This window comes from Caulobacter sp. X (genome assembly GCF_002742635.1).
Classification (GTDB): domain Bacteria; phylum Pseudomonadota; class Alphaproteobacteria; order Caulobacterales; family Caulobacteraceae; genus Caulobacter.
Genome location: NZ_PEGF01000002.1, coordinates 1283928 through 1310196, shown reverse-complemented (window position 1 = coordinate 1310196; position 26269 = coordinate 1283928). Strand labels below are relative to the sequence as shown.

General features: G+C 67.2%; 31 protein-coding genes. 19 read left to right on the top strand and 12 right to left on the bottom strand.

Annotated features, from left to right (window positions below; translation table 11 throughout):
- Positions 1–26: 26 nt before the first annotated feature.
- From CSW60_RS18540 to CSW60_RS18510, 8 genes are read right to left on the bottom strand one after another with little or no spacing between them, the layout of a single operon-like run.
- A complete protein-coding gene (locus CSW60_RS18540) occupies positions 27–1898 on the bottom strand; it encodes a hypothetical protein (RefSeq protein WP_099538651.1) in 1872 nt (623 codons plus the stop codon).
- 1 nt (position 1899) lies between these two features.
- On the bottom strand, positions 1900–2961 hold the full coding sequence (locus CSW60_RS18535; protein WP_099538650.1) for a toprim domain-containing protein: 1062 nt from the start codon (positions 2959–2961) through the stop codon (positions 1900–1902).
- Positions 2958–3296 (bottom strand): hypothetical protein, encoded by a 339-nt coding sequence (locus CSW60_RS18530; protein WP_099538649.1) that lies wholly within the window; start codon positions 3294–3296, stop codon positions 2958–2960. Before CSW60_RS18530 ends, CSW60_RS18535 begins: the two co-directional genes overlap by 4 nt.
- A complete protein-coding gene (locus tag CSW60_RS23525; protein WP_161495662.1) occupies positions 3293–3442 on the bottom strand; it encodes a hypothetical protein in 150 nt (49 codons plus the stop codon). Before CSW60_RS23525 ends, CSW60_RS18530 begins: the two co-directional genes overlap by 4 nt.
- Entirely contained in the window at positions 3439–3663 is a 225-nt protein-coding gene (locus CSW60_RS18525) for a hypothetical protein (protein ID WP_099538648.1), read from the bottom strand. The genes CSW60_RS23525 and CSW60_RS18525 overlap by 4 nt, the downstream gene beginning before the upstream one ends.
- Positions 3660–4271, bottom strand: a complete 612-nt coding sequence (locus tag CSW60_RS18520; RefSeq protein WP_099538647.1) for a hypothetical protein — start codon at positions 4269–4271, stop codon at positions 3660–3662. The genes CSW60_RS18525 and CSW60_RS18520 overlap by 4 nt, the downstream gene beginning before the upstream one ends.
- Before the next feature lie 4 nt (positions 4272–4275).
- Positions 4276–4644: a hypothetical protein gene (locus tag CSW60_RS18515; RefSeq protein ID WP_099538646.1), complete on the bottom strand. Its 369-nt coding sequence runs from the start codon at positions 4642–4644 to the stop codon at positions 4276–4278.
- Positions 4644–4970, bottom strand: coding sequence for a hypothetical protein (locus CSW60_RS18510; RefSeq protein WP_099538645.1), 327 nt, complete (start codon positions 4968–4970; stop codon positions 4644–4646). The genes CSW60_RS18515 and CSW60_RS18510 overlap by 1 nt, the downstream gene beginning before the upstream one ends.
- A 297-nt stretch (positions 4971–5267) precedes the next feature.
- Here CSW60_RS18510 and CSW60_RS18500 point away from each other — a divergent pair, with 297 nt between their 5' ends.
- The 17 genes from CSW60_RS18500 to CSW60_RS23245 all read left to right on the top strand — a co-directional run bounded on the left by CSW60_RS18500 (position 5268) and on the right by CSW60_RS23245 (position 12520).
- Positions 5268–5882, top strand: coding sequence for a S24 family peptidase (locus CSW60_RS18500; RefSeq protein WP_099538644.1), 615 nt, complete (start codon positions 5268–5270; stop codon positions 5880–5882).
- 503 nt (positions 5883–6385) lie between these two features.
- Positions 6386–6652, top strand: a complete 267-nt coding sequence (locus CSW60_RS18490) for a DUF2312 domain-containing protein (protein WP_099538642.1) — start codon at positions 6386–6388, stop codon at positions 6650–6652.
- 141 nt (positions 6653–6793) lie between these two features.
- On the top strand, positions 6794–7054 hold the full coding sequence (locus CSW60_RS18485; RefSeq protein ID WP_143324210.1) for a hypothetical protein: 261 nt from the start codon (positions 6794–6796) through the stop codon (positions 7052–7054).
- Positions 7051–7236: a hypothetical protein gene (locus CSW60_RS18480; RefSeq protein ID WP_099538640.1), complete on the top strand. Its 186-nt coding sequence runs from the start codon at positions 7051–7053 to the stop codon at positions 7234–7236. Before CSW60_RS18485 ends, CSW60_RS18480 begins: the two co-directional genes overlap by 4 nt.
- A complete protein-coding gene (locus tag CSW60_RS18475) occupies positions 7230–7493 on the top strand; it encodes a hypothetical protein (protein WP_143324209.1) in 264 nt (87 codons plus the stop codon). The genes CSW60_RS18480 and CSW60_RS18475 overlap by 7 nt, the downstream gene beginning before the upstream one ends.
- A complete protein-coding gene (locus tag CSW60_RS18470; protein ID WP_099538638.1) occupies positions 7490–7831 on the top strand; it encodes a hypothetical protein in 342 nt (113 codons plus the stop codon). Before CSW60_RS18475 ends, CSW60_RS18470 begins: the two co-directional genes overlap by 4 nt.
- Positions 7828–8208, top strand: a complete 381-nt coding sequence (locus tag CSW60_RS18465; RefSeq protein WP_099538637.1) for a hypothetical protein — start codon at positions 7828–7830, stop codon at positions 8206–8208. Before CSW60_RS18470 ends, CSW60_RS18465 begins: the two co-directional genes overlap by 4 nt.
- Positions 8209–8210: 2 nt before the next feature.
- Positions 8211–8660, top strand: a complete 450-nt coding sequence (locus CSW60_RS18460) for a hypothetical protein (RefSeq protein WP_099538636.1) — start codon at positions 8211–8213, stop codon at positions 8658–8660.
- A gap of 3 nt (positions 8661–8663) precedes the next feature.
- The gene (locus CSW60_RS18455) at positions 8664–8843 is read left to right on the top strand and encodes a hypothetical protein (protein WP_099538635.1); all 180 of its coding nucleotides are present in this window, start codon (positions 8664–8666) and stop codon (positions 8841–8843) included.
- A 3-nt stretch (positions 8844–8846) separates the two neighbouring features.
- The gene (locus CSW60_RS23520) at positions 8847–8996 is read left to right on the top strand and encodes a hypothetical protein (RefSeq protein ID WP_161495661.1); all 150 of its coding nucleotides are present in this window, start codon (positions 8847–8849) and stop codon (positions 8994–8996) included.
- Positions 8993–9289 carry a hypothetical protein gene (locus CSW60_RS18450; protein ID WP_099538634.1) on the top strand — a complete coding sequence of 99 codons (297 nt, stop codon included), beginning with the start codon at positions 8993–8995 and terminating at the stop codon, positions 9287–9289. The genes CSW60_RS23520 and CSW60_RS18450 overlap by 4 nt, the downstream gene beginning before the upstream one ends.
- Positions 9286–9624, top strand: a complete 339-nt coding sequence (locus tag CSW60_RS18445; RefSeq protein WP_099538633.1) for a hypothetical protein — start codon at positions 9286–9288, stop codon at positions 9622–9624. Before CSW60_RS18450 ends, CSW60_RS18445 begins: the two co-directional genes overlap by 4 nt.
- Positions 9625–9630: 6 nt before the next feature.
- Positions 9631–10077, top strand: a complete 447-nt coding sequence (locus CSW60_RS18440) for a hypothetical protein (RefSeq protein WP_099538632.1) — start codon at positions 9631–9633, stop codon at positions 10075–10077.
- Positions 10077–10295, top strand: a complete 219-nt coding sequence (locus tag CSW60_RS18435) for a hypothetical protein (RefSeq protein WP_099538631.1) — start codon at positions 10077–10079, stop codon at positions 10293–10295. The genes CSW60_RS18440 and CSW60_RS18435 overlap by 1 nt, the downstream gene beginning before the upstream one ends.
- Before the next feature lie 337 nt (positions 10296–10632).
- On the top strand, positions 10633–10848 hold the full coding sequence (locus CSW60_RS18430) for a hypothetical protein (protein WP_099538630.1): 216 nt from the start codon (positions 10633–10635) through the stop codon (positions 10846–10848).
- A gap of 62 nt (positions 10849–10910) precedes the next feature.
- Complete coding sequence (locus tag CSW60_RS18425) at positions 10911–12290, top strand: hypothetical protein (RefSeq protein WP_099538629.1); 1380 nt, start codon at positions 10911–10913, stop codon at positions 12288–12290.
- Positions 12287–12520 carry a hypothetical protein gene (locus tag CSW60_RS23245; RefSeq protein ID WP_143324208.1) on the top strand — a complete coding sequence of 78 codons (234 nt, stop codon included), beginning with the start codon at positions 12287–12289 and terminating at the stop codon, positions 12518–12520. The genes CSW60_RS18425 and CSW60_RS23245 overlap by 4 nt, the downstream gene beginning before the upstream one ends.
- A 332-nt stretch (positions 12521–12852) precedes the next feature.
- Here CSW60_RS23245 and CSW60_RS18420 read toward each other — a convergent pair whose 3' ends face one another.
- A complete protein-coding gene (locus CSW60_RS18420; protein WP_099538628.1) occupies positions 12853–13440 on the bottom strand; it encodes a methyltransferase domain-containing protein in 588 nt (195 codons plus the stop codon).
- Positions 13441–13634: 194 nt separating this feature from the next.
- Here CSW60_RS18420 and CSW60_RS18415 point away from each other — a divergent pair, with 194 nt between their 5' ends.
- Both CSW60_RS18415 and CSW60_RS18410 read left to right on the top strand, forming a co-directional pair.
- The gene (locus CSW60_RS18415; RefSeq protein ID WP_099538627.1) at positions 13635–14801 is read left to right on the top strand and encodes an acyl-CoA dehydrogenase family protein; all 1167 of its coding nucleotides are present in this window, start codon (positions 13635–13637) and stop codon (positions 14799–14801) included.
- Positions 14801–15601 (top strand): hypothetical protein, encoded by an 801-nt coding sequence (locus CSW60_RS18410; RefSeq protein WP_099538626.1) that lies wholly within the window; start codon positions 14801–14803, stop codon positions 15599–15601. The genes CSW60_RS18415 and CSW60_RS18410 overlap by 1 nt, the downstream gene beginning before the upstream one ends.
- On the opposite strand, the gene CSW60_RS18405 is transcribed toward CSW60_RS18410, so the two are convergent.
- From CSW60_RS18405 to CSW60_RS18395, 3 genes are all read right to left on the bottom strand, one after another.
- Positions 15598–16662: a DUF563 domain-containing protein gene (locus CSW60_RS18405; RefSeq protein ID WP_099538625.1), complete on the bottom strand. Its 1065-nt coding sequence runs from the start codon at positions 16660–16662 to the stop codon at positions 15598–15600. The two genes, CSW60_RS18410 and CSW60_RS18405, sit on opposite strands and share 4 nt — an antisense overlap.
- Positions 16663–16669: 7 nt before the next feature.
- Entirely contained in the window at positions 16670–18700 is a 2031-nt protein-coding gene (locus CSW60_RS18400; protein WP_099538624.1) for an N-acetylglucosamine transferase, read from the bottom strand.
- A gap of 150 nt (positions 18701–18850) precedes the next feature.
- Positions 18851–26251 carry an ice nucleation protein gene (locus CSW60_RS18395; RefSeq protein ID WP_099538623.1) on the bottom strand — a complete coding sequence of 2467 codons (7401 nt, stop codon included), beginning with the start codon at positions 26249–26251 and terminating at the stop codon, positions 18851–18853.
- Between the last annotated feature and the right edge of the window lie 18 nt (positions 26252–26269).

Sequence of the window (26269 nt, the reverse complement as noted above, 5' to 3'; positions counted from 1 at the left end):
CTTAGGCCTATGCGGCCTGTTGCTGGCTAGCCGCCGGGCCCAAACACCGCCGCTAGCTGGATCATCACGCCCTTGCGCTCGCGATCGAGGCCACGGCCACAGACGCCGGCCTGGGCCACGTCCTTGGGGGCCTGAAGGAGGGCCGAGGCCCACACGCCGCCGGCGCCCGGCCGGCCGGCCCATTGCGTGCCGGCGAACAGCTTGGAAACCTCCGGGTGCGTGGTCGGGACGAAGAGGCGCGCGTTCTCCCAGGTATCGGGCGCGCCCTTGGGGAAGCTGATCGCCAAGCCCAGATCCCGCACGCGCGCTACCAGGTCGTCGAGGTAGTTCTTGTCGCGGAACTGCTCGATGTAGCCGCTGAGCGACTTATTCGCATAGGTGCGCAGGGCGTCGGGCTGCACGTCCACCAGGTGGTTCAGGCATTGACGCCAGTTGGGCGCCTGGCCGTTGGTTTCCTTCAGCGTCGAGACGTCCAGGGCCTTGACCCAGTAGTCCAAAAGCTCGGCGCTCGGCTCCTCGTCGTGCAAGGCGATGTGCCAGGCCGCGATCATCGGGCCGAACTGATCGGCGCTGCGCCCAGTGTGGCCGCCCACCTCGATCAGGGCCTTGCGATAGGCCTTCAGCGTGCGCGCCCAGCGCGGCCAGCCGTCGATCATCCGGCGCAGCAGCGCCTTTCCGATGCGCTGAGGGTCCACGCCCTCGAACAGGCCATCCACGGCCGCGCGCTCGATCGGGCGCAAGGCCAGGATCGCCAGGCGCTGTTCGTCCTGGCCGTTCAAGGGCGGGTGATTGATGGCCGAAAGGACGAAGGCGCTGCGGCATTCGTATTCGCGCGCCACGCCGTCGCTGGATCCGCGGCTGATCTTGCCGCCGCTGGCGGCCGTGCGCACCAGCTTGATCACGACGTCGGCGACGCGCGTATCGGCCTCGCTCTCCAGCTCGTCGACGCTAACCGGGACGACGTCGTGTTTCAGGCGCTGATAGAGCGCCGGGCCCGTGGTGTTGACGCTGCTGACCAGGCCGCGCCCGATGACCGCGCCCATCAGCTTCTGCAGCGTGCTCTTGCCCGTGCCGGCGTCGCCGGTCAGGAACACCATCGGGCGCCAGTCCAGGGCGCCGCCGATCAGCGCCGCCGCGATCCAGCCCAGCAACAGGCGCGCGTCCAGCTCGCCCCGCGTCCAGTTCCAGGTTTCCAGCATGTCCTGCAGCGTGCGGATCTCGCCCGGATCGGCCGCGCCTGGCTGCGGGCCCATGATCGGGGTGCGGGCGGGAAACACCCAATCGCCCAGCTCGCCCGGGTGCTTCCATTGTCCACACCACAGCACGCGGTTGCCGGCGTGATAGATCAAGCTGCCGTCGCTGTTCAGCCAGGCCCCACGCCCGCGTACGCGATCGACGTCATCGAACACGCCTTTCCAGCTGCAGGCGTCCACCAGCGCCTGGCGCGCGTCGTCGGCTTCCCAGCCTACCACTGGGCGCACGCCGTTCTTGCCGGCTTTACCAAAGCGCGGCCAGGCCCATTCCAGATAGCCGCTGCGCCCGCCAAACAGATAGCCGATCGGCCCCTTGCCGCTGGATCTGGCTTTCAGGGTCGCCACCTCGCCCAGGGTGTCGAGCACATAGACGATATCGCCCGCCTTCCCCAGCGGCGTCACTGGGCAGTTCGGCGGCAGGCCGGTGATGCGATCGACAAAGCCCATGTCGCGCCATTGGCCCGGCTCGACCGGCTCGCCGTTGATGTCCATGGGCGCGCCGGGGATCGGGTCGTTCTTGGCCGCGTCGCGCAGGTGCTGCAGATCCACGTCATCCAGCGCAAGGTCCGTGGCGATGGCGCGCAACGCGGCCTCGCGCTCGGCGGCGCTCTTGCCCTTCACGCGATCGTTGAAATCCTGTCCCACCCTAAGCCCTCACTACTTTCAGCGGGCGCCCTCTGGCCTGGGCTTCCCAATGTGCATGGACCTTTTCAAAGGCCTTGACCGCCTCTGGCTTCCAGTCGGCGTCCTGCAACAGGATGACCGCCGACGCACAGTCGGGCCATTCCAGCAGGCCCATCAGCGACAGCGAGCCCGCCGCCCAGGCGCGATAGTCTGGCCGCGCCACGGCGCCGGTCAGGGTGGTCTCGATCCCCTCCCCGATCAGCAGCGGATCCGCGCGGCCGCGCTTGGCCGCATCGGTCGGCGACAGGCCGCTCGGGCCGGAAGACAGGCGGATGGCCGATCCCGAGGGCGGGCCGCTCATCTTCTTGGCCGGAACGACCGGCGCCTTGGCCAGGCCGTCCGGCCGCAACCAGGTGCGGTGCAGGGCCACCAGCCTTTTGCCCTTGGTCATCGCGCTGACCATGCAAGGCCAGCGCGTCACCTCGCCCGTTTCCTCGTCGATGTGATCGCAGGCCGGGTTGAACCGCAGGGCGCCGGGCGGATGATGCAGGCGCGACAGGTCGATGCCGCGCCCCTCGACCAGGTAGCGTTCGGCGACCGTGCCGACGATCGAGGGCAGGCCCAGCCAGTGCTTGAACAGGCGGGCGGATTTCTCGGCCAAGGCTTCTTCGGTTTTCTTGGCGGCGGCGATGCGCTCCAGTTCGGCGCGCTCGCGGTCCAGCTGGGCCTGCTCCTTGGTGCGCACCTCGCCCTTGGCCAAGCCCAGGAAGTCCAGCGACCACCAATAGACGTCCATCTTGCCCGACAGGCCTTCAACGAAGCCGATCAGGTCGAAAATGTCGCCCTGCTGGTCGCTGGCGAAATCCTTCCAGCTACCCACGGCCATGCCGCGCAACGGCTTGGTGGCGATGTTGAAGCTGCCGGGGTTCTTGTCGACGCGGCGCGGGTTCAGCGGCCAGATCCGGCCGGCGGGGTCGGGCTTGCCCTTCAGACGTAGCTTGTCCAGCAACGGCCAGATCTCGCGCTGCAGGCGGGCCTTCACCTCGTCCCATGGGTACGGGAGTTCGCGCGGGGTGAAGGTCATGCGCCACCTTCAACAAACGCCTTAAGGCAACCTGCGCCTTCAAGCCGGTACCGCGAGAGACCTTCGCCCCGCGCGCCGCGCTCGGTGATTATCTTCGCCTGCAAACCGGCGTCTAGCAGGGCGTCCCGCGCCCAAGCGACGGCGGTCTTAGCGCTGCCGGAGGTGAGCGTCTTTGCCTCGAAACTTCCGATCGCCTCGAAGCCGTCGCCGCGCACAGATTTCCCATCCGCCCGAACAAGCTGCGCCAGCACCGCGGCGGCCGTCGCACTCAGGAACAGCTGCTGCCTCAGCATCATCGCAAAGCCCAGCCAGTAGATGCGGTCCGTCGCGCTCACAGCAGCACCTCACCGCCCTCGTCGTCCTCAAGGTCTTCGGACGCGGCGTCCAGCTCATCCAGCCAGTCGATCGCCATCTGAGCGACGTATTCCAGCCAGGCGCGCAGGCCCGCTTCATGTTCGATCGGCTTTCGCAAGGCGCTCACTTCCGCTTCCCCTTGCGCTTGTGCTTGATGCCCTGGCCGGGCGGGCGGCCGATGTGCAGGCCGTGACAGTGGGGACAGCGGAAGACCTGCGCCGCCTTGTACTTGCTGCGGCTGGCCACGGCGTGCGCGACGGCCGGATCGGTGAACCGTTCCTTGCCGGCGCAGGCCGCCAGACGGCCTTCCTCCGGGTCCATATCGGTCAGGGTGGGGTCGCCCTTCATGGCGCCGCCTCCCCGTTTTTTTGATCAGACGGGGGGGTTAGCGAGGGTTTCGCCGCCTCTACCCCCCCGTTGTCCGCCGCCAGCATCGCCCGCCAGGCTTCAGTGGCGCGTTCGGCGCGCGCCCAGGCGGCGATCAGGGCGTCATAGGCCGGATCAGCTGGGCGCCAGGCGGGGCGCTGCAGCGCTACGCTGTCGACCATCGCCTGACGGCGGCGCTCGATGAACTCGCGGCGCGCGACGACAAGCTGAATTTCGGCCGTCAACGCGTCCAGCTCCGCCGACACCGCTGGATCGTCGCGGCTATCTTCGACCGCCCGCGCGTGCTCGCGGATCGTTTTGCGCGTCAGCTTGCTGACGTTGGCCAGGGCGTGGCTGGACAGCTCGGCCGCTGTCAGCGCCAGGTAGCAGCTGAAGCGCCGCGCCCTGATCAGGTCTGGTCCGGCGCGCGTCTCGCCGCCGCCCGCAAAACGCAACGACGCGGCAGGCACGCTTTCATGGTCCGCCACCACGTGGCACACCGCCGCCCACTTACGGCGCGCGACCTCGTAGTTTTCTGGCAACAGCTGGCGATCCAGCTTGCGCGCGGCCTTCTCATCGCCCCCCGACATGGCGTCACCCGTCGATATCGGCGCGGAAGCGCGACGGCGGATCGGCGCGGCGGTCGGCCAGGCTGACGACCTCGCCCGTGCTGGGCTGAAGGATCGCGCGGGCGACTTCGGCGTGCTTGGCCAGCTGGGCGGCGTTGACCGCGCGGCCTTCGAAGTCCATCGCCGCGAAGGTGTGGGCGAACTTCCACAGCATGAACACCGTGGCGCGCTGGGCCTCGTCGCGGGTGGGAATGATCGCCTTTTCGGCCTTCTCGACGGCGCGGCCCAGCTCGCCCATGGGGCGGGAAGGATCGGCGGCGCACTCCAGGGCGATCGTCAGCAGGCGTCCCCACGTGGAAACGTCCTTGGCAGTCCAGAGGATCAGCTTGCCCATCACCAGGCCCTCCCGTCGCCCAGGACCAGGTCGGACCAGTTGCGGCTGCGGACCTGGCCGCTGGCCCAGGTGACGATCGGGCGAAGTTCGGAGGTCAGGCCGGTGACGCGGCCGGTTTCACGTGTGACTGGGTCCATGACGGTCAGGGCGCCGTCTTCGTCGTGTTGAGCCAGGCCGTGGACGATCAGCGCGCCGGAAAGGGTCAGATCGCCTTGGATTTCAAGGGAGCCCAGCACCTTGCAAGGGACGGTGATCAGGACGTTGCCGGGGAACGTCATGGGCTCCGGTTCGACGGAAAACGTGAGCGCGTGGGTGATCTCGGTCACAGCGCCCTCCCGATAAGATCGGAAGGGCCAAGCGGCGCTCCCTTGCTTTGAGCGAGATCCAGAACCGTCGCCTGGTGCTCCGCCGGGATTAGACCGCCGCCACGATTGGCCCATTTGTGGACAGCGTCTGTGGTCAGGTCGCAGGCGTGGGCGATATTCTTGACGCCCAAGAGCCTTATGGCCTTGCGCGCGGGAGCTTCACCGTCCATTGATGACATCCTGTCTAGACGTTTCGTCCAGACGAGGTGTTGAGTGATTTGGTCAAACGCGCAACTGCGCCGCGAAGACAATTTGTCCATGCTGCCCCGCATGGACATTTCGGATCTTCCACAGCGCCTTGAACGCGCCGGCTTCAACCAAGCCGCGCTTGCGCGGTTCATGGGACTGGACCCCGCCTCGCTCAGCAAGACGATCAAGGGACAGCGCCAGCTCAAAGCTCACGAGTGGGCCAAGATCGAAGAGTTCTTCGCCTCTAACGGCGGCGGAGAAACCGAGGGCAGTGTCACAGCCATGGCGCCACGGCGCCGCACACCGCAGTCACGCATCCCTGTTTACGGCTACGCCGCTACTGGCGACGACGATCGGATAGCCTTTGCCGCGGGCCAGGTCGTCGACTGGCTTGACCCACCACCCACATGGAACGGCACGGGCGACCTAATCGCAATTCGCGTGCTGGGCGACAGCATGGAGCCGCGCCTGTTCACCGGCGAAATGGTCCTTGCGCAGGTTGGACTCCCCCCCGCGCGAGACCGAGACTGCATCGTTGAGTTTTTGGACGGCACTGCGCTGGTGAAAACATACCAGGGCCAGAAGGACGGACATGTATTCCTTCGACAGTTCAATCCTGACAAACAGGTTGCCCTTCAAGCCACTCAGGTGAAGGCGCTCCACGCCATCATCTGGCGCCGGTAGCGATCCGCTCGACCCAAGTAACCACACCGAAGGCAACGATTGCGACCGCCACGATCGCGGTCGCGCCGACTATAGGCGGCTGCGAAGTCCAGACATCCGCCCTCCACCAGGCAAGAGTGACGGTCGCCGCTACAGCGACGGCTAGGCGCGGTGCGCCGCGCCTGATCCAAACTGCGCTCGCCGCGCGCTGCCGTATGACGCAGAGCATCAGCGCGGCCGCCAGGAAGAGCAGCGCGCACCCCAAGAACCATGGAAGCGAAGCGGCCAAGAGCGACGCCAACGGCGAAGGTTCCTGCATCGCGCAGGGCGGCGCCTCAGGGCGCGGCGGATAGGCTTCGGCCAATGCGAAGTTGGTTGGCATGAGCGCAACGGTATCGCCGCGCGGCCACGTCAATCCATTGATGATGTTTCCACGTGAAACCTAGACTTGACGTCTAGACGAAACATCCACACTCTCCTCCTCGCTCGCGTTTTCACGCGAAACATCCATGGAAGGGGAGAGCATGTCGGAAACCATCCCGCACGCTGATGTTCTGAACACCGCCGCGCAGAACCAGCTGAAGTCGATCATCGAGCGCGTCGAGCGCTTGGAGAAGGAAAAGGCCGAGATCTCGGAGCAGCTCAACGAGGTCTACGCCGAGGCCAAGGGCAACGGTTTCGACGTCAAGGTGCTGAAGCAGGTCGTTCGCCTGCGCAAGCAGGACCGCGCCAAGCGCCAGGAAGAGGACGCGATCCTGGACCTGTACCTCTCCGCGATCGGGGAGGTCTGAGCGATGCGCACAGGTCCAACTCAATATGCCGAAATCGGGCCCGAACGCGCCGATCATGTCGCCACGGTCCTTGAGGGCCTCGTTGACGGGGCGATTGACGACTTGGCGAGCGTACCAGGGATCAAGGCCCAGGATCGCGCCGTGTCGGCCCTCGGCGATCTGATCAGCCGACTGCAAGATATCACCGCCGTGCGCCTGACCGCGTTGGGCCTGATCCCCCTGCACGCGGAACAAGAAGTCGGACGGACCGCGGCCTTCTACGCGGGACGGGCGATCTCGGAGGCTCCCGCCGTCGCGCGCGCGATCATGACGCGTGGCCTCGTCGCCGCGCTCGCGGAAGGCGCGGCTTCACCCTGCGACTGTGACGCCTGCAAGGCGCGCCGAAAGGGAAAGCCGTCGTGACCCAGCCCAAGTTCACCCTGCACACCCGCCGCCCGCGCCGCCCCGTCCGCTGGGACGGCCCCGGCGCTGCCTTCCTCTACATGGTGGTCAGCTACGGCGTGGCGTTGGTCGCCCTGTACTTCGCCGTGCGCGCCTTCCCCGGCTTTCTGGAAGTCCTCAAGCACGGGCGGCCGTCATGGTAACGCGGGCGCAGATGGAGCTAGGCCAGCTCTACCAAGAGGCCAAGAAGGCTCGATATTCATTCGAGAACAGCTTTAGGGCCGCCTATCCGCCTGAAGGTCCCGTCAGCTGGATGCGCGGAGGCCTGCGGGCCAAGGCGCACGATGGCATCGTGATCCGATACGGGTACGGCGAGCGCCTGGAAGTGCGCAACCTGCGCACGCTTCGGACTTACTGGATCTCGATGACGGACGTGCTCGCCACGCATGTGCCGTCATGACCGCCCGGTTCGTCATCGCCCGCGCGGCCCTGTCCGACGAGACGTTCGAAAGCCTGCCGGCCATGGCCGCGCGGCTGCTGGACATGCTGGCCGACGCCGGCCACGGGGAACGGTCGTTCAAGCTGCGCGACTGCAACGCCGCCCGCGGCTGCGAGCCGCACGGCCCGTGCCTGTCGATCGCGGTCCTGGACGACGCCGGCGCCTTCCTCGAGTTGGGCTTCGCCTACGCCTTCATCACCCCGCCCACGGCCGACATGCACGAGCGCCTTGGCGCCGCGCTGACCGATATCGCGCAGGGCGCCCTTCGTCACCACAAGCCGCAAAGGAGCGCGGCGTGATCGACCCCGCCCGCGTCATCACCGACGCCTGGAAGCGCTCGCTCAAGATCGAGCGCGACCGCAAGACCGACATCGGCCGTCTGCTGGCCGGCGTCGAGACCCGCCCCGTGCGCATCGTCCAGTTCGGCCTGGCCGTCGAGGTCACGGCCCTGCCCGAGGGCTCGCTGGAGACCCTGTACCTGCGCGCCGGCGAGGGCCCGCTGCTGACCCATCGCGGCGCGGCCGTGTGGGACGCCCTGCTGCGCCTGGCCCGAGAGTTCGAGGAAAGCCCCGTCATGGCGCCCGGCGACCTGGTCGGCCTGGTGCTGGGCGAAAGCGTGTTCCGCGCCGCGCGCGCGGCCCTGCCCGTCGAGGGCGAGAAGAAGGAGGCGGCTTAGCCATGACGATCCGCCTCGAAAAGCTCGCCAATGATCTAGCTCAGGCGCATGCCTGGGTTCTGTTAGCCGAAGGCCGCCTCCGCGCTCTAGAGTTCCAGCGCGAACGCTGGTTGTTCACGGCGACGCAAGAACAACTCGGCGCCAAGTTCGATTTCGTCCTCACGGAAAATCTTAAGGCCGTGATGATCGAAGAGGCCAAGGGAGATTTGGCACAGGCCATCACGGCCAAGGCTGACGCCAAGTTGGCCCTGCACTCGGCGCTCCGAACTGGCTGGATGCCCGTCAACACGGCCCCCTGCGACGGGCGATGCGTCGTACTCGGGCGACCCGACTGGGATGGCGTCGTCACCCGCGAGTTCTACAGCGAGGCCGACCGCGACGCCAAACTGGCGAGTTGGCAGGACGGCCCCACGCACTGGATGCGCCCTTCGGCGCCCGAACGGGAGGCCTGAGCCATGACCAAGAAAACGCAAAAGCCAGCGACCGATCGCGACCTGCTGGAGCAGGCGCGCGGCCAGTTGTTCACCGCCGCCAACCGCTTCGAAGCGCACGGCCTGTCGCATGTCGAGATCGATAAGCTGCTGACCAAGATCGACGCGCACCTGGCGACGGACCCGCGCAAGGCGGAGGGCTGAGCCGTGCGCAAGCTCTCTTCCGAGGACATGAACATTATCGGCGCCCTGCTGCTGATCTTCTCGATTGGGTTCCTGGTCGGGTTCGCGGGCGTGATGCTGTCCTACGCCACCACGCAGCGCCGTGCGCCGGTTGAAGCCGGAGGCACGCTATGACTGCCTCCGCTATCGAAATCGCCACCCGCAAGTACGGCCCCAACATCCGCCACGATGAGCCGCTGGAGTTCACGGTGGACGAGCTGCGCCAGGCCATCGAGGCGGCAGTACAGGGCAAGCCGGCCGGAGCCACGCACCTGGTTTTCCGGGCGACGGGCGTCGTCAGCTTTCTCAGGAACATGCGCGATAACCTCAGCAAACGCGGACTGACGTCGTCGGCCGCCGCCTGCGCCAGCTTCGCCGAGAGCCTGCAAGCTGCGGTCGACGACTGCTTACGGGGAGGCGACCAATGAGCGCCCCCCTCACCTTCGCCCAGGTGGCGGCCGAAGTCGGGCTTTCGCGCGATCGCTTCCGTCGCGTTTGGCGCAACTTCATCAAGCAGCGCGGCTTTCCGCCGCCGTTCAGCCAGCCGCCCGGCGCCCACTTCAAGTGGAACGCCGACGAGGTCGCCGAATGGAAGCGCCGCCGTTCGCGCGCCCTGGGCACGGACGGCCGGCATGAGGTCGCCAACGACGTCCACCCGGACGATCGCCTGCCCTTCGAGCCCACCATCCCCATCCCCGCGCCCAATCGGGCGCTGGCTAACCAGCGCGCCCAAATGCGCGCGCTTATGTCTAGAGGAGCCTGACCGGCCATGACTACCTTTGTTCTGTCCAAGGATCGCTTCACCGCCATCCGGGCGCGCACGGCGTTCCAGGATCGGCTGGCGATCTTGTCGGCCAAGGGCCGGAAGACGCCCGCGATCGGCTCGACTGTCCAAATCAAGGTCGGCAAGGACGTCGTCACGACCGGCGCGGTGCTGGCGACGGCGACGCTGGTGTTCACGCCCATCGCCCTGCGCCGGGTGCTCGACCTCAAAAGCGGCGGCGAAGCCGGCGAGACGATCGCCAACCTGCTGAAGGCGGCCGAACAGGGTGCGTCCCAGGCGGATGAGCACTTGGCCAAGCTGGCCCAGCTGGTCGGCTTCGAGCGCTGGGCCCTGGCTCACGAGCACGAGGGCCGCGCCGGCGCCGAAGGCATGGAGCTGACCCGCAAGATCACCGTCATCACCCTGCCCTTTGCCGTGGCGGGCGGTGGCTGATGGAGCGGCTATTCGACAGCATGGCTTTCGCGGGCGAGCTGCGCGCGAAGCTGGCCGAACGGGCGCCGCTTTCTGGGCGATCGGCCGCGATCGAAGCGGGCGTTAGCAACGCTACGTTTAGTCGCGCCCTGTCTGGCGAGCCCAATTTGAGCCACGAGAGCTATCTTAGATTGAAAAACTGGATCGACGGCGCCAAGGAGGAGCGCCGCGCGGCCTAGCCTCTGCGACGAACTGACACAGTTCGAAAAACGGCGGTCCATTTTCGACCAATCAGGATAGAGAACCCCGCTTTGAGTATGGACGCCCCGGTTGTTTGGGGCGCGCACAGGTTGACAACCATCTAATTCGCACGTTCCTGGCGCACGGGGCTGAACACTCCACGCTAGGTTACGCAGGGTTAGCCCTGCGATTTTCGAAGTCCAGGGTCCTCGTCCGAATGTCCAGGCGAAAGCTAAAGGGACGAGGGGCATGACCTTAGCCGTGCTGTTCAGCCCTGGGCGCGATCTCGACCTGAACAGTCGGGGCGCGGCTCTGAACAACGCTAAGGAGTAACTGATGACGGTTGTCGATCACGCGGCGCTATGTCCTGCGCCGCTCATTTCAGCACGCCACGCCCTGTTTGGCCTGGGCGCCCTCTTGAACTCGGTTGACCAGGCCGCATGGGCCAGCATGGCGCGCCCGACCGCGACCCAGCTGGCGCACCTGGTGTGGGCGATCACCGGCAAGCTGGACCAAGGCTTGTCCGAAGCCGGATTTGCGGCGCCGGATTGACAAACCACCGGGGAGTGGCGCGACCTCGTCGCTCCCCGGCCCTTCTGGAAGGAGAAGGTGCGATGTCTCAGAAGACCAAGAAGCCCAAGCGCCGCCAACGCGGCCATGGTCAACTTCCCGCCGGCTTCGCGGCGCGCCAGCAGCCCGACGGCTCGATCCGGCCGCGCTGGATCCCGCAACCCAATCAGCGCGCCGCTGGGTGGAAGGGCGTCAACCTGGTCGACGAGATCGGCGCCTATCTGCCCTTGGGCGCCGCGATCGAGCGGGCCAAGGCGATCAACGCCGCGGTCGAGGCCTGGCGCGCGGGCGGCCTGGTCCCGGCCGACATGGCCGCATTCGCTCCGCCCAAGTCGGCCGCGGAGGTCGCGGCCATCGCGGTGCGCGCCGACATGCAGATCGGCTATTTCGTCGACGCCTGGCTGGACAGCCGCGAGTACAAGGCCCGCGCCGCCACCACCCGCCGCGACTACAAAAACAAGCTGGGCCGCCTGCTCGACGCCGTCGCTGGCTTCGCCCTGCTGCCCGACGACGAGGACGCCGAAGCGCTCGCCCGCCACAAGGCCGCCGTCGAGACGGTGCGCGGCTTCTCGATCATGGCCCTGGCGCCGGAACAGCAGGACGGCCAGGAGCTGTTCGATCCGCTGTATGAGGCCTATTGGGCCCTGCACCGCCATGCGGGCGTCAACCAGGCCTCGGGCGTGCTGGCCGTGGCCAGTGTTTGGTTGAACTGGATCCACAAGCGCAAGCGCCGCGAGGTCGAGAACTGGGCGGCCAAGGTCGAGCGCGAAACGCCACCGGGTCGGATCCGCGCGGCGACACTGGACGAGGTCCAGGCCCTGGTGCGCGCGGCCGACGCCAACGGCTACGAGGACGTGGCCGACGCCATGGTGCTGTCGCTGGACCTGTCCTGGTCGCAGACCGACGTCCTGGCCCTGACGGAGGATCGCCTGATCGACTACCGCGCCTTGACCGGCGAGCAGGGCCGGAAGAAGACGGGGCGCATCGGCGGCACGCCTTTGACCTTCCTGGGCCGCGCCCGCGTCGAGGCGATCCGCGAACGCCGCAAGGCCGACAAGGTCCAGCCCTTCGCCGCCGCCGATCGGCGCATTGTCCAACTGAAGCGCGAGCGCCAGACGACCAGGCGCGGCGACCAGGCCGACAGCGACTTGATCCGCAAGCGCTTCGCCAAGGTGCGCGCCATGGCGGCCCAGGACTGCCCCAGCGTCGCCAGCCTGACGTTCGCCGACCTGCGCGACACCGCCGTCACCTGGGCGCGCGAGGCTGGCCTCTCCGACGACCAGCTGGCCAGCCGCACGCTGCAGAGCCGCAAGAACATCGCCGAGCTGCACGACAAGCACTATGGCGAAATCGGCCCCGCCGTCGCCGACGCCGGCCTGGTGCTGCTGGAAGGGTACTATAGGACGAAGGGGATCAAGCTGTGAGCAAGACCATGGGTCAACGGCCGACGTTTAGAACGATCAGCGAAGCAGACGTTCACAATTTCCGTGTGCAAGGAATAGCGGCAGGCCTCGCTGAACTGCACCGGCTGCACGGAAACGAGGTCGAGATACAAGACACCTTAAACGGCTTCGGCTTGGGCCTTGCCGAGCTAAAAGCGGCAGGCGCGGAACCGTTCGATCTTCAGACACTCAGTTCATTCCTGAAGCCGTGAGAGTTTGGCGACATATTTCGACAATATCCGCCAAACAACGACAACCGGAGTTGTGCTAAGTGGTTGATTTCAATACACGCAAAATACAGCCGAATTACTCTTAATCAGCGGGTCCAAGGTTCGAATCCTTGTACACCCACCATTCCTTCTAAAATCAATAGCTTAGACGGGGCCGCGCAAGCGGCCGCGAGCCGCCGCGCCGGCGCTCGACGCTGACCGGATCACGCGCTGTATAGAGCCCGCGTAAGGCTCAAGAGCGACCTCGCGGCCGCCCTCCTTTGCTGTGAATTGATCGACACCTTGAGACCGGCGCCCGCCCCGTCCGCGACGCCCTAGGCGATCTCGACGTCGGTGTCGGCGAAGATCAGATCGGTCCCCGCCTTGGCCTGCAGGCCGTTGATCAGCACCAGCATGATCTCGCATCCCGAGCCGGCGTTGGACGTCACGCAGCGGGCCTTGTAGCGGGCGAAATCCTCGGGGATCCAGGTCGAGATATGCGCCTCGGCATGGTGCCCTTCCCACGCGCCCTGGACATAGTCGATGGGGATCAGGAGCAGCAGATATTTCGTGCGGTAATAGAGGTAGTCGATCAGATCGATCCCGCGCGACTTGCGGAAGTGCTCCAGCACGTCTCCCAGGATCACGAGGTCCCAGGACGCGTCGGGGCCGATGTCCGGCAAGGTGGTGGCGTCGCCCAATTGGATGACGTCATAGACCTGGCTCAGGCCGAATTGTTCGATGTAGCTGTTGTCGATCTCGATGGCGGCCAGGTGGCCGATCGGAACGCCTTCCGCGCGCAGCGACTGGATCATCCGGCCGTACTTGCCCGCGCCCGGACCGATATCGAGGACGCTGGCCGGCTTCATCCGGCCAATGAGGGATTCGACGTGGCGGTCGAAGACGGTGTCCGAGTACGGCATGGGAATCTTCCTGCGCCAGCGAATCTTGGCTTGTAGCGTGAGGGTGTTGGCCCGCCGGGTGAGCGTCAATGGAGAGCCGTCGCGCCAACGCGCGGCAAAACGTCTTCCATGCCGTCGGCGGTCGCCGCACCGATGCGCAACACTGACTTAACGGGAGGCTGGACGAGGCCCGTTCAAGGCTCGAAGCTCAACCCATGTCCGCCATCGCCGACCCCGAACTGATCGAAGCCCTGCGCCAGACGGTGCGCGCGCTGTGCCGCGACTTCCCGCCCGGCTATTGGCGCGGCCTGGACCGCCAGAAGGCCTATCCCACCGACTTCGTCGCGGCGATGACCAAGGCCGGCCTTCTAGGCGTGCTGATCCCCGAGGAATACGGCGGCGGCGGCCTTGGCCTGACGGCGGCGGCGGCGATCCTGGAGGAGGTCCACGCCAGCGGCGGCAACGCCGCGGCCCTGCACGCCCAGATGTACACCATGGGCACCGTCCTGCGGCACGGCTCGCAGGCGCAGAAGGAGACTTGGCTGCCGAAGATCGCCGACGGCTCGATCCGGCTGCAGGCGTTCGGCGTCACCGAGCCCACGGCCGGCACCGACACCACCTCGATCTCGACCTTCGCCCGGCGCGACGGCGACACCTATGTCATCAACGGCCAGAAGGTCTGGACCAGCCGGGCCGAGCATTCCGACCTCATGGTTCTCTTGGCCCGCACCACGCCCAAGGACCAGGTGGCGCGCAAGGCCGACGGCCTTTCGGTTTTCCTGGTCGACATGCGCGCGGCCAAGGGGAACGGCCTGACGATCAAGCCGATCGCCACCATGCTGAACCACGCCACGACCGAGGTGTTCTTCGACAACCTGGTCATCCCCGCCGACAGCCTGATCGGCGAGGAAGGCAAGGGTTTTCGCTACATCCTGGACGGCATGAACGCCGAGCGGATCCTGATCGGGGCCGAGTGCCTGGGCGATGCGGCGTGGTTGATCGGCAAGGCGCGGGACTACGCCAACAGCCGCGTCGTCTTCGGCCGCCCGATCGGCCAGAACCAGGGCGTCCAGTTCCCCATCGCCCGCGCCTACGCCCAGGTCCACGCCGCCCGCCTGACGGTCTATGACGCCGCCGCGCGCTACGACGCCGGTCTTCCCTGTGGGGAACAAGCCAATATCGGCAAGATGCTGGCCTCGGAAGCCTCCTGGGCGGCCGCCGACATGTGCCTGCAGACCCACGGCGGCTTCGGCTTCGCCGAGGAGTACGACATCGAGCGGAAGTTCCGCGAGACCCGCCTCTATCAGGTGGCGCCGATCTCGACGAACCTGATCCTGGCCTATGTCGCCGAGCACGTGCTCGGCCTGCCCCGCTCTTACTGATGAGCGTTTACGCCGACTGGATCGGCCGTCAGAGGCGGCGGACGGCGGTGCTGGAGGCGTCCGACCTTGCCCGGCTCGCCGCGGTCCTGGACCGTCCTGTTCCGCCCACGGAGGTCCCGCCAGCCTGGCATTGGGCGTGCCTGGCCGAGCCGGTCAGGCGATCGGACCTGGGCCCGGACGGTCATCCACGGCGCGGCCTGTTCCTGCCGCCGATCGAAGCGCCTCGTCGGATGTTCGCGGCCGCCGACATGACCTTCACGGGCCCTCTCCTGCCCGGCCTCGAGACCGAACTCATCGAGACGATCGCCAAGGTCGAGGAAAAGGCCGGCGCCAGCGGGTCCCTCACCTTCGTGACCGTGGACCGGGTCTTCAGCCAGGCGGGCGCGACGCGCGTCAGCGAGCGCCAGACCATTGTCTACACCGCCGCCTCGCCCGCGCCGCGGACGCCGGAAACCGATCCGGCCCAGGCGGCGCAATGGCGGCGAGAGACCGCCACCGATCCCGCCCTGCTGTTCGCCTTTTCGGCCGCGACAGCCAACAGCCACCGCATCCACTACGACGGGGACTACGCGACCGGCGTCGAGGGCTATCCGGGCCTCGTCGTGCACGGCCCGCTTATCGCGCTGCTTCTTCTGGAGGCCATGCCCGCCCGGCCGCTCAAGCGCTTTTCCTTCCGCGCCCTGAAGCCGGCCTTCTGCGGCGAGACCATCGCGGCGCTTGGCCAGCCCACGGACTCCGGCGCCGAGCTCTGGGCCGAAAGCGGCGGCGCGGCGCTCATGAAGGCGAAGGCCGAGGTCTAGACCACTAGGCTTTCCAGCAGGTCGCAGTCGACGATGATGTCGCCCTGCTCGTCCAAAGTCTCGGCGATGATCGCGTGGTGCTCGAGGTCCAGCGCGTCCGAAACCCGGATGAACGAAGTCGAGATCACCGCGCGGCTGAAGATCTCGACGATACGGGCGGGACCGTTCAGATAGGACAGGTTCGTCAGGCCCGCGCCATGCGTCGCCAGAACGAACGACGCGCCCTGCAACTTGTCGATCTGCTGGGACAGCGAGAGCTCGCCGTTGCCGAAATCGATCGTCGTGAAGTCGTGTCGCTCCAGGAAGGCCAGGAAGGCCTCGGTCTCGACGATGTTGTTGCCGCGGCGCGGTTTCAGCGGGTTACGCCGGATGTAGTAGCGGCGCCCCTCCGCCGGCAGGGTCTTGCCCACGAACGCTCGCAGCCAGCGGAGCCCCTCTTCGGACTGCCAGGCCTCGACCAGCATCGGGTTCTTCAGCCGGGCCACTTCGGACGACGGCAAAAGCAGACGGTCTCCCAAGGCCTGGGAGATCATCTCGCGGAAGACGCCGTTGTGGTAGATCGGCGACGGCATCACCACGACCCCGATGTCGAAGTCCTGGATCAGCCGGAACTTCTGCAGGAGTTCGAAGGAGAAGTGGTAGTAGTTGTTCGAATAGATGTGGCTGAAGACCGCCGCGTTCTCGATCAGCGGCAGCGTGTCCCAGTTGTCCCGCAGAGATTGGGTATGGTCCCAGAGGGCCGGGTTATTGGCTTCGGTGAACGTCAGCGTCGCCGCCATCGAGCTGCCGCCCGGGAAATTGGCCTGCAGGCAGGAGCCGGCCCGGTCGAACAACAGCAAACCGGTTTCGCTGCTGACGAACTCGCCGTCGAGGCGTCCGACCCGGTCGAAATGCACGTGGTCGAATTCCGACATCAGCCGATGCCGCATTTCCTCGGACTCGGCGTGGACCGTCAGGTTTCTCGGCGCGGGAACCCGCGGGATCACCGGCGACCGATAGGACTCCATCCATCGGCGGCTGTCGAAAGCGTTCCAAGGATAGATCGGCGGAAAGACGCGCATGTCTTGATCAGGTCGCCGACTGACGCGCGTCCGGCGTCCAGATCCGATTGTCCGCGGGGATCGACCTGACCTTGTGACGACGGGCCAAGGCTTGGCGATAAAGGCCTTCGTAGTCCTCCACCCCCTGCATCTCGCGATGATCCTGGTCCAATTCCAGGCCCACCTTCATGTAGACGTCCAGATTGGTCAGGTCCGGGCTGGGCCGCCCGCCGGCCTGATACTCGGCGACCATCTCGCCATAGAGCGTCTCCAGGCTGTCGGCCAGCAGGTCCATGTTGAACAGCACGCAGGTGTCGCGGTTGGCCTCCAGCGTCGCGCGCAGGGCCCGGGCCTTCTCGCGATCCGCGCCGATCTCGACGGCCTTGTCGACATAGGCCTCGCCGCTATCGACCACCATCTCGGGCAGGCCCGCGCTGCGGACCAGGCTGCCGCAGACCCGCGAAGCAAAGCTGCGGCCCGACCAGGTCAGCACCGGCACCGCCATCCACAGAGCGTCCGAGGCCGTCGTGTGCGCGCCATAGGGCGTGGTGTCTAGGAAGAGGTCCGCCAGCCGATAGCGGGCCAGGTGGTAGGCGTTCTGCAGCTTCGGCGCGAAGACGATGCGCGTCCTGTCAACGCCCTTGGCTTCCGCGTAGTCGCGCAGGCGGGCGTTGGCCTCCGGGTTGCTGTCTAGCAGCCACAGCACGCTGCCCGGCGTGCGCTTGAGGATCTGCATCCAGCGGTCGAACACGTGCGGCGTGATCTTCTGGACGCCGTTGAAGCAGCAGAAGACAAAGGCGTCCTCGGGCAAGCCCGCCTCGGCGCGGGTCGGGCATTCCTCCTGAACGCGCCGGCGTCGGTCATTGGGCTGATAGCAGGGGATCCGGCGCACAGCCTCGGAGTAGTAGTGCTCCATCTCCGGCGGGATGATCCACGGGTCGGCGATGATGTAGTGGTGGTAGTCGCTGCCCATCGTCCCCGGATAGCCCAGCCAGTTGACCAGGATGGGCGCCGGCCGGCGCGCGAAGACGGCGGTGCGGGCGTCGCGGGTGTGGCCATTGACGTCGACCAGGATGTCGATGCCGTCGTCGGCGATGCGCTGAGCGGCCTCGTCATCGCTCATCGGGCGGATGTCGATGAAATGCTCCACCGCCGCGCGGATGCGCGTGTTAAGGCCGTCACTGCTCTCCTGGCCGCAGTAGTAGGCGAAGACCTCGACTTTCTCCTTGTCGTGCACTTCGAACAGTTCGGCCATCAGATAGCCGACCGCGTGATCGCGGAGATCGGAAGAGATGTACCCGATCCGCAGCCGCCGGCCGGTCAGGTCGATCGGCGCGTCGCGCCGGTCGACGCGGATCTGTTCAGGCGTCGCCTTGACCTCGCGCTCGATCAGGGTGTTGGCGGCCGCCAACAGCAGCATCGGATCATCGGTATAGGCGGCGATCGACAGCGGATTGACGCCGCTGAGCAGCGTCTCGCGGCTGACGCGTTCTGACGGCGCCAGAATCGGCCACTTGCACTGCGAAAGACGCGTGGCGACCAACTGACCGATCACGTCCATGGCGTGCGGATCGATGTCCGCCGCGCGCTGGAGCGCCATCTCGGCGCGCGCCGGTTGAAGCAAGTCCCCCAGCAGACGCGCGATCTGCTTCAGACAGGTGAAGGCGTAGCTGACCGCCATGCCATTGATGTTGGCCGAGCGGTTCGCGCCGGCTTCCCAAGTGGCGATGGCCAGTTCGCTGAGTCCCGCCCGCTCCTGCAGACCGCCCAGATTCACATAGGCCGGCATGAAGTCGGGGTTCAGCGCGATCGCCTGCTCCAACGAGGCCGCCGCGCCTCCATTGTCGCCGAGGGCCGACTGCAGAACCGAGCGATTGAACAGCGCCACGCACAACTGCGGATGCTCGGGGTTGAAGCGCGCCCAGATCTTGTAGGCCTGATCCGCCACCTGCGGCTTGCCCGCCTGGGCCAGTTCCGAGGCGATGGTGATCAACTCTCCGAGCGAGCAGCCTTCGGAGGTCAGCTTGCTGAGCAGATCCAGCGTATCGATGTCGGCCATAGTCTTCCTGATACCGGTAGGCGACGGACAGCCATGGGTGAGCATGGCGCGCGAGTCGCGCCAAGTCCGATCATGGCATGGGGCTCAGGGCCCGACCATTCATCTGGAGCGATCGCCGCTCGCGCCCGAGAGCGCGAGCGGCGGCCGGGATCAGCTCACGGTCAGATAGGCCGCGATCTGAGCGTCGCTCAGGCTTTGGACCTGGGTCTGGGTCAGGGCGTTGGCCTGGGTGGACGTCAGGTTCGAGATGTTGGTCGTCGACAGATAATCCAGCTGCGTCGTGGTCAGACCGCTCAGCTGCGAAGGCTGCAGCTGACCGACCTGGGTCGTCGTCAGGCTGTCGACCACCGTCGTCGACAGAGCGCCCAGTTGGGTGCTCGTCAGCGCCGACAGCTGGGTCGCCGACAGGTCGCCGATATCGGTCGACGTCAGGCCCTTCAGTTGGGTCGTCGTCAGGCCCTTGACCTGGGTCGCCGTCAGCGCCGCGGTCTGGGTGGCGTCCAGAGCCGAGACGTTGGTCGCCGAAAGAGCCGCCAGTTGCAGGATGCTCAGGGCCGCGATCTGCGTGTCGATGAACTGACCAACGTCGGCTGTGCTCAGAGCGCCCAGCTGCGTGGCCGTCAGACCCTTGACCTGGGTCGCCGTCAGGGCGCCGACCTGGGTCGTGTCCAGCGTCGCGAACGCCGTGGACGTCAGGGCCCCCACCTGGGCGCTGCTGAGCGAGCCAAGCTGGGTGACGCTGAGCTGCTGCGCCTGGTTCGACGTCAGGGCCGTCACCTGGCTGTTCGTCAGGGCGCCGATCTGGGTCTCGGACAGTTCGCCGATATCGGTCGTCGACAGGTTCTTCACCTGGTCGACGGTCAGGCTCTTGATCTGGGTGGTGGTGATCGCCCCGACCTGGGTCGCCGTCAGGGCCGAAAGGTTGGTCGTGTTCAGCGCCGCCAGCTGGCTGCCCGCCATCGCGCCGATCTGGGTGGCCGCCAGCTCACCGATGTCGGTGGTGGTGAGGCTCGAGATCTGCGTGGTGGTGAGGCCCTTGATCTGGGTCTCGTTGAGCGCGGCCACTTGGGTCGCGTCCAGGGCGGAGATGTTCGCGGCCGTCAGGGCGCCGATTTGCAGGGCCGACAGCGCGCTGACCTGAGTGGTCGACAGTTCGCCGATGTCGGTCGCGTTCAGGCCCTTCAGCTGCGTGGCCGTGAAGCCGCGCACCTGAGTCGGGCTCAGCGCCGCCATCTGGGTGGCGTCCAGGTTGGACAGGCCGCTAGGCGCGAAGCCGGCGATCTGGGTCGAGCTGAGCGCCCCCACCTGCGTGGGGACCAGGGCCGCGATGTTGGCGGTGCTCAGGCTGCCGAGCTGGCTCGCCGTCAGGCCCTTGACCTGGGTCGTCGACAGGGCGCCGAGCTGGGTGGCGTTCAGCGAGGTCAGGTTCGTCGTGTTCAGGGCCGCGACCTGGGTGGCCGAGAGACCGCCGATCTGGGTGACCGACAGCTCCTGCGCCTGGGCCTGGCTCAGGGCGCTGATCTGGGCCGCCGCGAGGGCGCCGACCTGGGTGGCCGACAGCTCATCGATGTCGGTGACCGACAGGCCCTTCAGCTGGGTCACGGTCATGGCCGCGACCTGGGTGTTGGTCAGGGCGCCGACCTGGGTGGCGTCCAGGGCCGACAGGTTGGCCGGGGTCAGCGACTTGATCTGATCGGCCGTCAGGGCCCCGACCTGGGTCGCCGACAGCTCGCCGATGTCGGTGGCGGTCAGGTTGGACAGCTGGGTCGTCGTCAGACCCTTGATCTGGGTCGTCGACAGCGCCGCGGTCTGGGTGGCGGTCAGGGCCGAGAGCGCCGCGTTGCTCAGAGCGCCCAGCTGCGTCGGGGTCAGGGCCCCGACCTGGGTCTCGGACAGCTCGCCGACATCGGTGGTCGAGAAGATCTTCAGCTGGGTCGCCGTCAGGCCCTTGACCTGGGTCGTCGACAGCGCGCCCACCTGGGTCGCGTCCAGGGCCGAGACGGCGGTGGTGCTCAGGGCGCCCACCTGCGAGGCGCTCAGCGCCCCCACCTGGGTCGCCGACAGCTCGGCGACGTCAGCCGCGGACAGGCCGCCGATCTGGGCCGTCGTCAGGCCCTTGACCTGGGTCTCGGTCAGGCTGCCGACCTGAGTGGCGTCCAGGGCCGAGAAGTTGGTCGGCGCGAACGCGCCGATCTGGGTCGAGCTCAGCGCGCCCAGCTGGGTCGTCGTCAGAGCCTTGACGTTGGCCTGGGTCAGCGCGGCCAGCTGCGAGTTGTTCAGGGCGCCAAGCTGCGTCCCGGTCAGCTCGCCGATATCCGTGGCGGTCAGGTTGCTGATCTGGGTCGTGGTCAGACCCTTGACCTGGGTCGTCGACAGCGCCCCCGTCTGGGTCGCGTCCAGGGCCGACAGGCCGGCGTTGGACAGCGACTTGACCTGGTCGGCGCTGAGCGCGCCGATCAGGGTCGTCGACAGCTCGCCGATGTCGGTCGTCGTCAGACCAGCCACCTGGGCCGTCGTCAGGCCCTTGATCTGGGTCGTCGACAGCGCGCCAACCTGGGTCGCGTCCAGGGCCGAGAAGTTGGCGCCCAGAGCGCCGATCTGCGTGGGCGACAGCGCGCCCACCTGGGTGGTCGACAGCTCGGCCACGTCGGCGGTCGACAGACCCTTCAGCTGCGTGGCGGTCAGGCCCTTGATCTGGGTCTCGCTCAGCGCGCCGACTTGCGTCGCGTTCAAGTTCGAGAAGTTGGCAGCGCCCAGCGAGCCGATCTGCGAGGCGCTCAGCGCCCCCACCTGCGTCTCGCTCAGGTCGCCGACATTGGCGGTGCTAAGGTTGGACAGCTGGGTCGCCGTCAGACCCTTGACCTGGGTCGTCGACAGCGCGCCGATCTGGGTGGCGTTCAGCGAGGTCAGGTTCGTCGTGTTCAACGCCCCCACCTGCGTCGACGAAAGACCGCCGATCTGGGTCGCCGAAAGCTCCTGCACCTGGTTGGTGGTGAGAGCGCCGATCTGCAGGGCCGTCAGGGCCCCGACCTGGGTCGCCGACAGCTCATCGATATCGGTGACCGACAGGCCCTTCAGTTGGGTCGTCGTCAGCGCCGCGATCTGGGTGTTGGTCAAGGCGCTGGCTTGGGTGGCGTCCAGGGCCGAGAGGTTGGCCGCCGTCAACGACTTGACCTGGTCGGCCGTCAGGGCGCCGATCTGGGTCGCCGTGAACTCACCGATGTCGGTCGCGCTGAGGGCGGACAACTGGGTCGTGGTGAGACCCTTGACCTGCGTCGTCGACAGCACGGCCACCTGAGTGGCGTTCAGCGCCCCAACGCCCGTGGTGCTCAGAGCGCCCAGTTGCGACGGCGCCAGGGCCCCGACCTGGGTTTCGGACAGCTCGCCGATGTCGGCGACCGACAGGTTCTTGAGCTGGGTCGTGTTCAGACCCTTGATCTGGGTCGTCGACAGCGCCGCGGTCTGGGTGGCGTCGAGCGCCGAGAAGGCCGCGGCGTTCATGGCGCCGATCTGGGTCGGCGTCAGAGCGCCAACCTGGGTCGCGGACAGTTCGCCGACATCGCCGGTGGTCAGGCCGCCCAACTGCGTGGAGGTCAGGCCCTTGATCTGGGTCTCGCTCAGGGCGGCCACCTGGGTGGCGTCCCATCCCGAGAACTTAGCCGAGCCCAGCGCGCCGATCAGGGTCGCGCTGAGGCCCGAGATCTGGGTGGCGGTCAGGTCGTCGACGTTCAGCGCCGCGATCTGCTGGGCCGAAAGGGCCGACAGCTGGGTGTCGGAGAGCTCGCCGACGTCCGTCGTCGACAGACCGGCGATCTGGGTGGTCGTCAGGCCCTTGACCTGGGTGGTCGTCAGAGCCGCCGCCTGGGTGCCGGTCAGGGCCGACAGGTTTCCGGCGGACAGGGACTTGATCTGATCCGCGGTCAAGGCGCCGACCTGGGTGGCCGACAGCTCGCCGACGTCCGTGGTCGTGAGGTTGGACAACTGGGTCGTCGTCAGCCCCTTGACCTGGGTCGTCGACAGCGCGCCGACCTGGGTCGCGTCCAGGGCCGAGAAGTTGGCGCCGAGGGCTCCGACCTGCGAAGCCGAGAGCGCGCCGACCTGAGTGGTCGACAGCTCAGCGATGTCAGTGGTCGACAGACCCTTCAGTTGCGTGGCGGTCACGCCCTTGATCTGGGTCTCGCTCAGAGCGCCGACCTGGGTGGCGTTCAGGGCCGAGAAGCTGGCGGCGGCCAGGGAGCCGATCTGCGAGGCGCTCAGCGCCCCGACCTGCGTCTCGCTCAGGTTGCCGACATTGGCGGTGCTCAGGCTGCCGAGCTGGCTCGCCGTCAGGCCCTTGACCTGGGTCGTCGACAGGGCGCCGAGCTGGGTGGCGTTCAGCGAGGTCAGGTTCGTCGTGTTCAGGGCCGCGACCTGGGTGGCCGAGAGACCGCCGATCTGGGTGACCGACAGCTCCTGCGCCTGGGCCTGGCTCAGGGCGCTGATCTGGGCCGCCGCGAGGGCGCCGACCTGGGTGGCCGACAGCTCATCGATGTCGGTGACCGACAGGCCCTTCAGCTGGGTCACGGTCATGGCCGCGACCTGGGTGTTGGTCAGGGCGCCGACCTGGGTGGCGTCCAGGGCCGACAGGTTGGCCGGGGTCAGCGACTTGATCTGATCGGCCGTCAGGGCCCCGACCTGGGTCGCCGACAGCTCGCCGATGTCGGTGGCGGTCAGGTTGGACAGCTGGGTCGTCGTCAGACCCTTGATCTGGGTCGTCGACAGCGCCGCGGTCTGGGTGGCGGTCAGGGCCGAGAGCGCCGCGTTGCTCAGAGCGCCCAGCTGCGTCGGGGTCAGGGCCCCGACCTGGGTCTCGGACAGCTCGCCGACATCGGTGGTCGAGAAGATCTTCAGCTGGGTCGCCGTCAGGCCCTTGACCTGGGTCGTCGACAGCGCGCCCACCTGGGTCGCGTCCAGGGCCGAGACGGCGGTGGTGCTCAGGGCGCCCACCTGCGAGGCGCTCAGCGCCCCCACCTGGGTCGCCGACAGCTCGGCGACGTCAGCCGCGGACAGGCCGCCGATCTGGGCCGTCGTCAGGCCCTTGACCTGGGTCTCGGTCAGGCTGCCGACCTGAGTGGCGTCCAGGGCCGAGAAGTTGGTCGGCGCGAACGCGCCGATCTGGGTCGAGCTCAGCGCGCCCAGCTGGGTCGTCGTCAGAGCCTTGACGTTGGCCTGGGTCAGCGCGGCCAGCTGCGAGTTGTTCAGGGCGCCAAGCTGCGTCCCGGTCAGCTCGCCGATATCCGTGGCGGTCAGGTTGCTGATCTGGGTCGTGGTCAGACCCTTGACCTGGGTCGTCGACAGCGCCCCCGTCTGGGTCGCGTCCAGGGCCGACAGGCCGGCGTTGGACAGCGACTTGACCTGGTCGGCGCTGAGCGCGCCGATCAGGGTCGTCGACAGCTCGCCGATGTCGGTCGTCGTCAGACCAGCCACCTGGGCCGTCGTCAGGCCCTTGATCTGGGTCGTCGACAGCGCGCCAACCTGGGTCGCGTCCAGGGCCGAGAAGTTGGCGCCCAAAGCGCCGATCTGCGTGGGCGACAGCGCGCCCACCTGGGTGGTCGCCAGCTCGGCCACGTCGGCGGTCGACAGACCCGTCATGAGCGTGGCGGTCAGGGGCTGGATCTGGGTCTCGCTCAGCGCGCCGACTTGCGTCGCGTTCAAGTTCGAGAAGTTGGCAGCGCCCAGCGAGCCGATCTGCGAGGCGCTCAGCGCCCCCACCTGCGTCTCGCTCAGGTCGCCGACATTGGCGGTGCTAAGGTTGGACAGCTGGGTCGCCGTCAGACCCTTGACCTGGGTCGTCGACAGCGCGCCGATCTGGGTGGCGTTCAGCGAGGTCAGGTTCGTCGTGTTCAACGCCCCCACCTGCGTCGACGAAAGACCGCCGATCTGGGTCGCCGAAAGCTGTTGCGCCTGAGGCTGGCTCAAGGCGCCGACCTGAGCGGCCGTCAGGGCCCCGACCTGGGTGGCCGACAGCTCGCCGATATCGGTCGTCGTCAGGTTCTTGACCTGCGTCGTCGTGATCGCGGCGATCTGGGTGTTGTTGAGGGCGCCGACCTGGGTGGCCGACAGCGCCGACAGGTTGGTGGTCGACAGATTCTTGATCTGATCGGCGGTCAGAGCTCCGACCTGGGTCTCTGACAGTTCGCCGATGTCGGTGGCGGTCAGGTTGGAGACCTGGCCGGTCGTCAGACCCTTGATCTGGGTCGTCGACAGCGCGCCCACCTGGGTCGCGTTCAGGGCCGAAACAGCCGCCGTGCTGAGAGAGCCCAGCTGCGACGCGCTCAGCGCCCCGACCTGGGTCTCGGATAGCTCACCGATATCGGTGGTCGAGAAATTCTTCAGCTGGGCCGCCGTCAGACCCTTGATCTGGGTCGTCGACAGAGCCCCGACTTGTGTCGCGTCCAGGGCCGAGACGGCGGTGGTCGTCAGGGCGCCCAGTTGGCCGGCGCTCAGCGCGCTCACCTGCGTCGCGGACAGCTCGCCGACGTCGGCCGCCGACAGCCCGCCCAGTTGCGCGGTCGTCAGACCCTTGATCTGCGTCTCGCTTAGCGCGCCGACTTGCGTCGCGTCCAGAACCGAGAAGTTCGCCGCGCCCAACGCCCCGACCTGGGTAGAGGACAGGACGGAGAGCTGGCCGGTGGAAAGCTGCTGAACCTGGGCGGTGGCCAGGGCGCCGATCTGCGCGACGGTCAGGGCGCCGACCTGGGTGTCGGTCAGTTCGCCGATATCGGTGGTGTTGAGACCCTTGATCTGGGTGGTCGTGATCCCCTTGATCTGAGTCGTCGAAAGGCCGCCCACCTGCGTGGAGTTGAGGGCCGAGACGTTCGCCGCCGACAAGGCGCCAAGCTGAACCGTCGAGAGCGCGCCAACCTGCGTGGCCGACAGCTCGCCGATATCCGTGGCGGTCAAGTCCTTGAGCTGGGTGGTCGTCAGCGCCGCGATCTGGGTGTTGCTCAGCGCCCCGACCTGGGTGGCGTTCAGGGCCGACAGGTTGGCGGCGGACAGAGCCGCGAGGCGGTCGGCGGCGAGCGCGCCGACCTGGGTGGCGGAAAGCTCGCCGATATCGTTGGTCGAGACGCCCTTCAGCTGGGTCGCGGTGATGCCCTTGACCTGGGTCTCGCTCAGTTGGCCGACCTGGGTGGCGTCCAGGCCCGAGAAGTTAGCGGCCGACAGCGAGCCGATCTGCGTGGCGCTGAGGACGGCGATATGGGAGGTGTCGAGCCCCGCAAGCTGGGTCGAGGTAAGCGCCGAGACCTGCTGGCTGGAGAATTGGGTGAGCTGGGTGACGTCGAAGGTCACCGATGCCGAGAACTTCGGGATCTGGGTGGCGGTAAGCGCCTTGACCTGGGTCGTGCTGAGCGCGGCGACCTGCGTGGTGTCCAGCGCGCCGATCCCGGTCACGCTGATCGCGGCGACCTGAGTTCCATTGAGGGACTGGATGTCCGTCGTCGTCAGTCCCTGGATCGCGGTGACCGACAGGTTCGAGATCTGAGCGGCGGAAAGACTCGAGATCGGCATACATCCATCCCCTGCTGT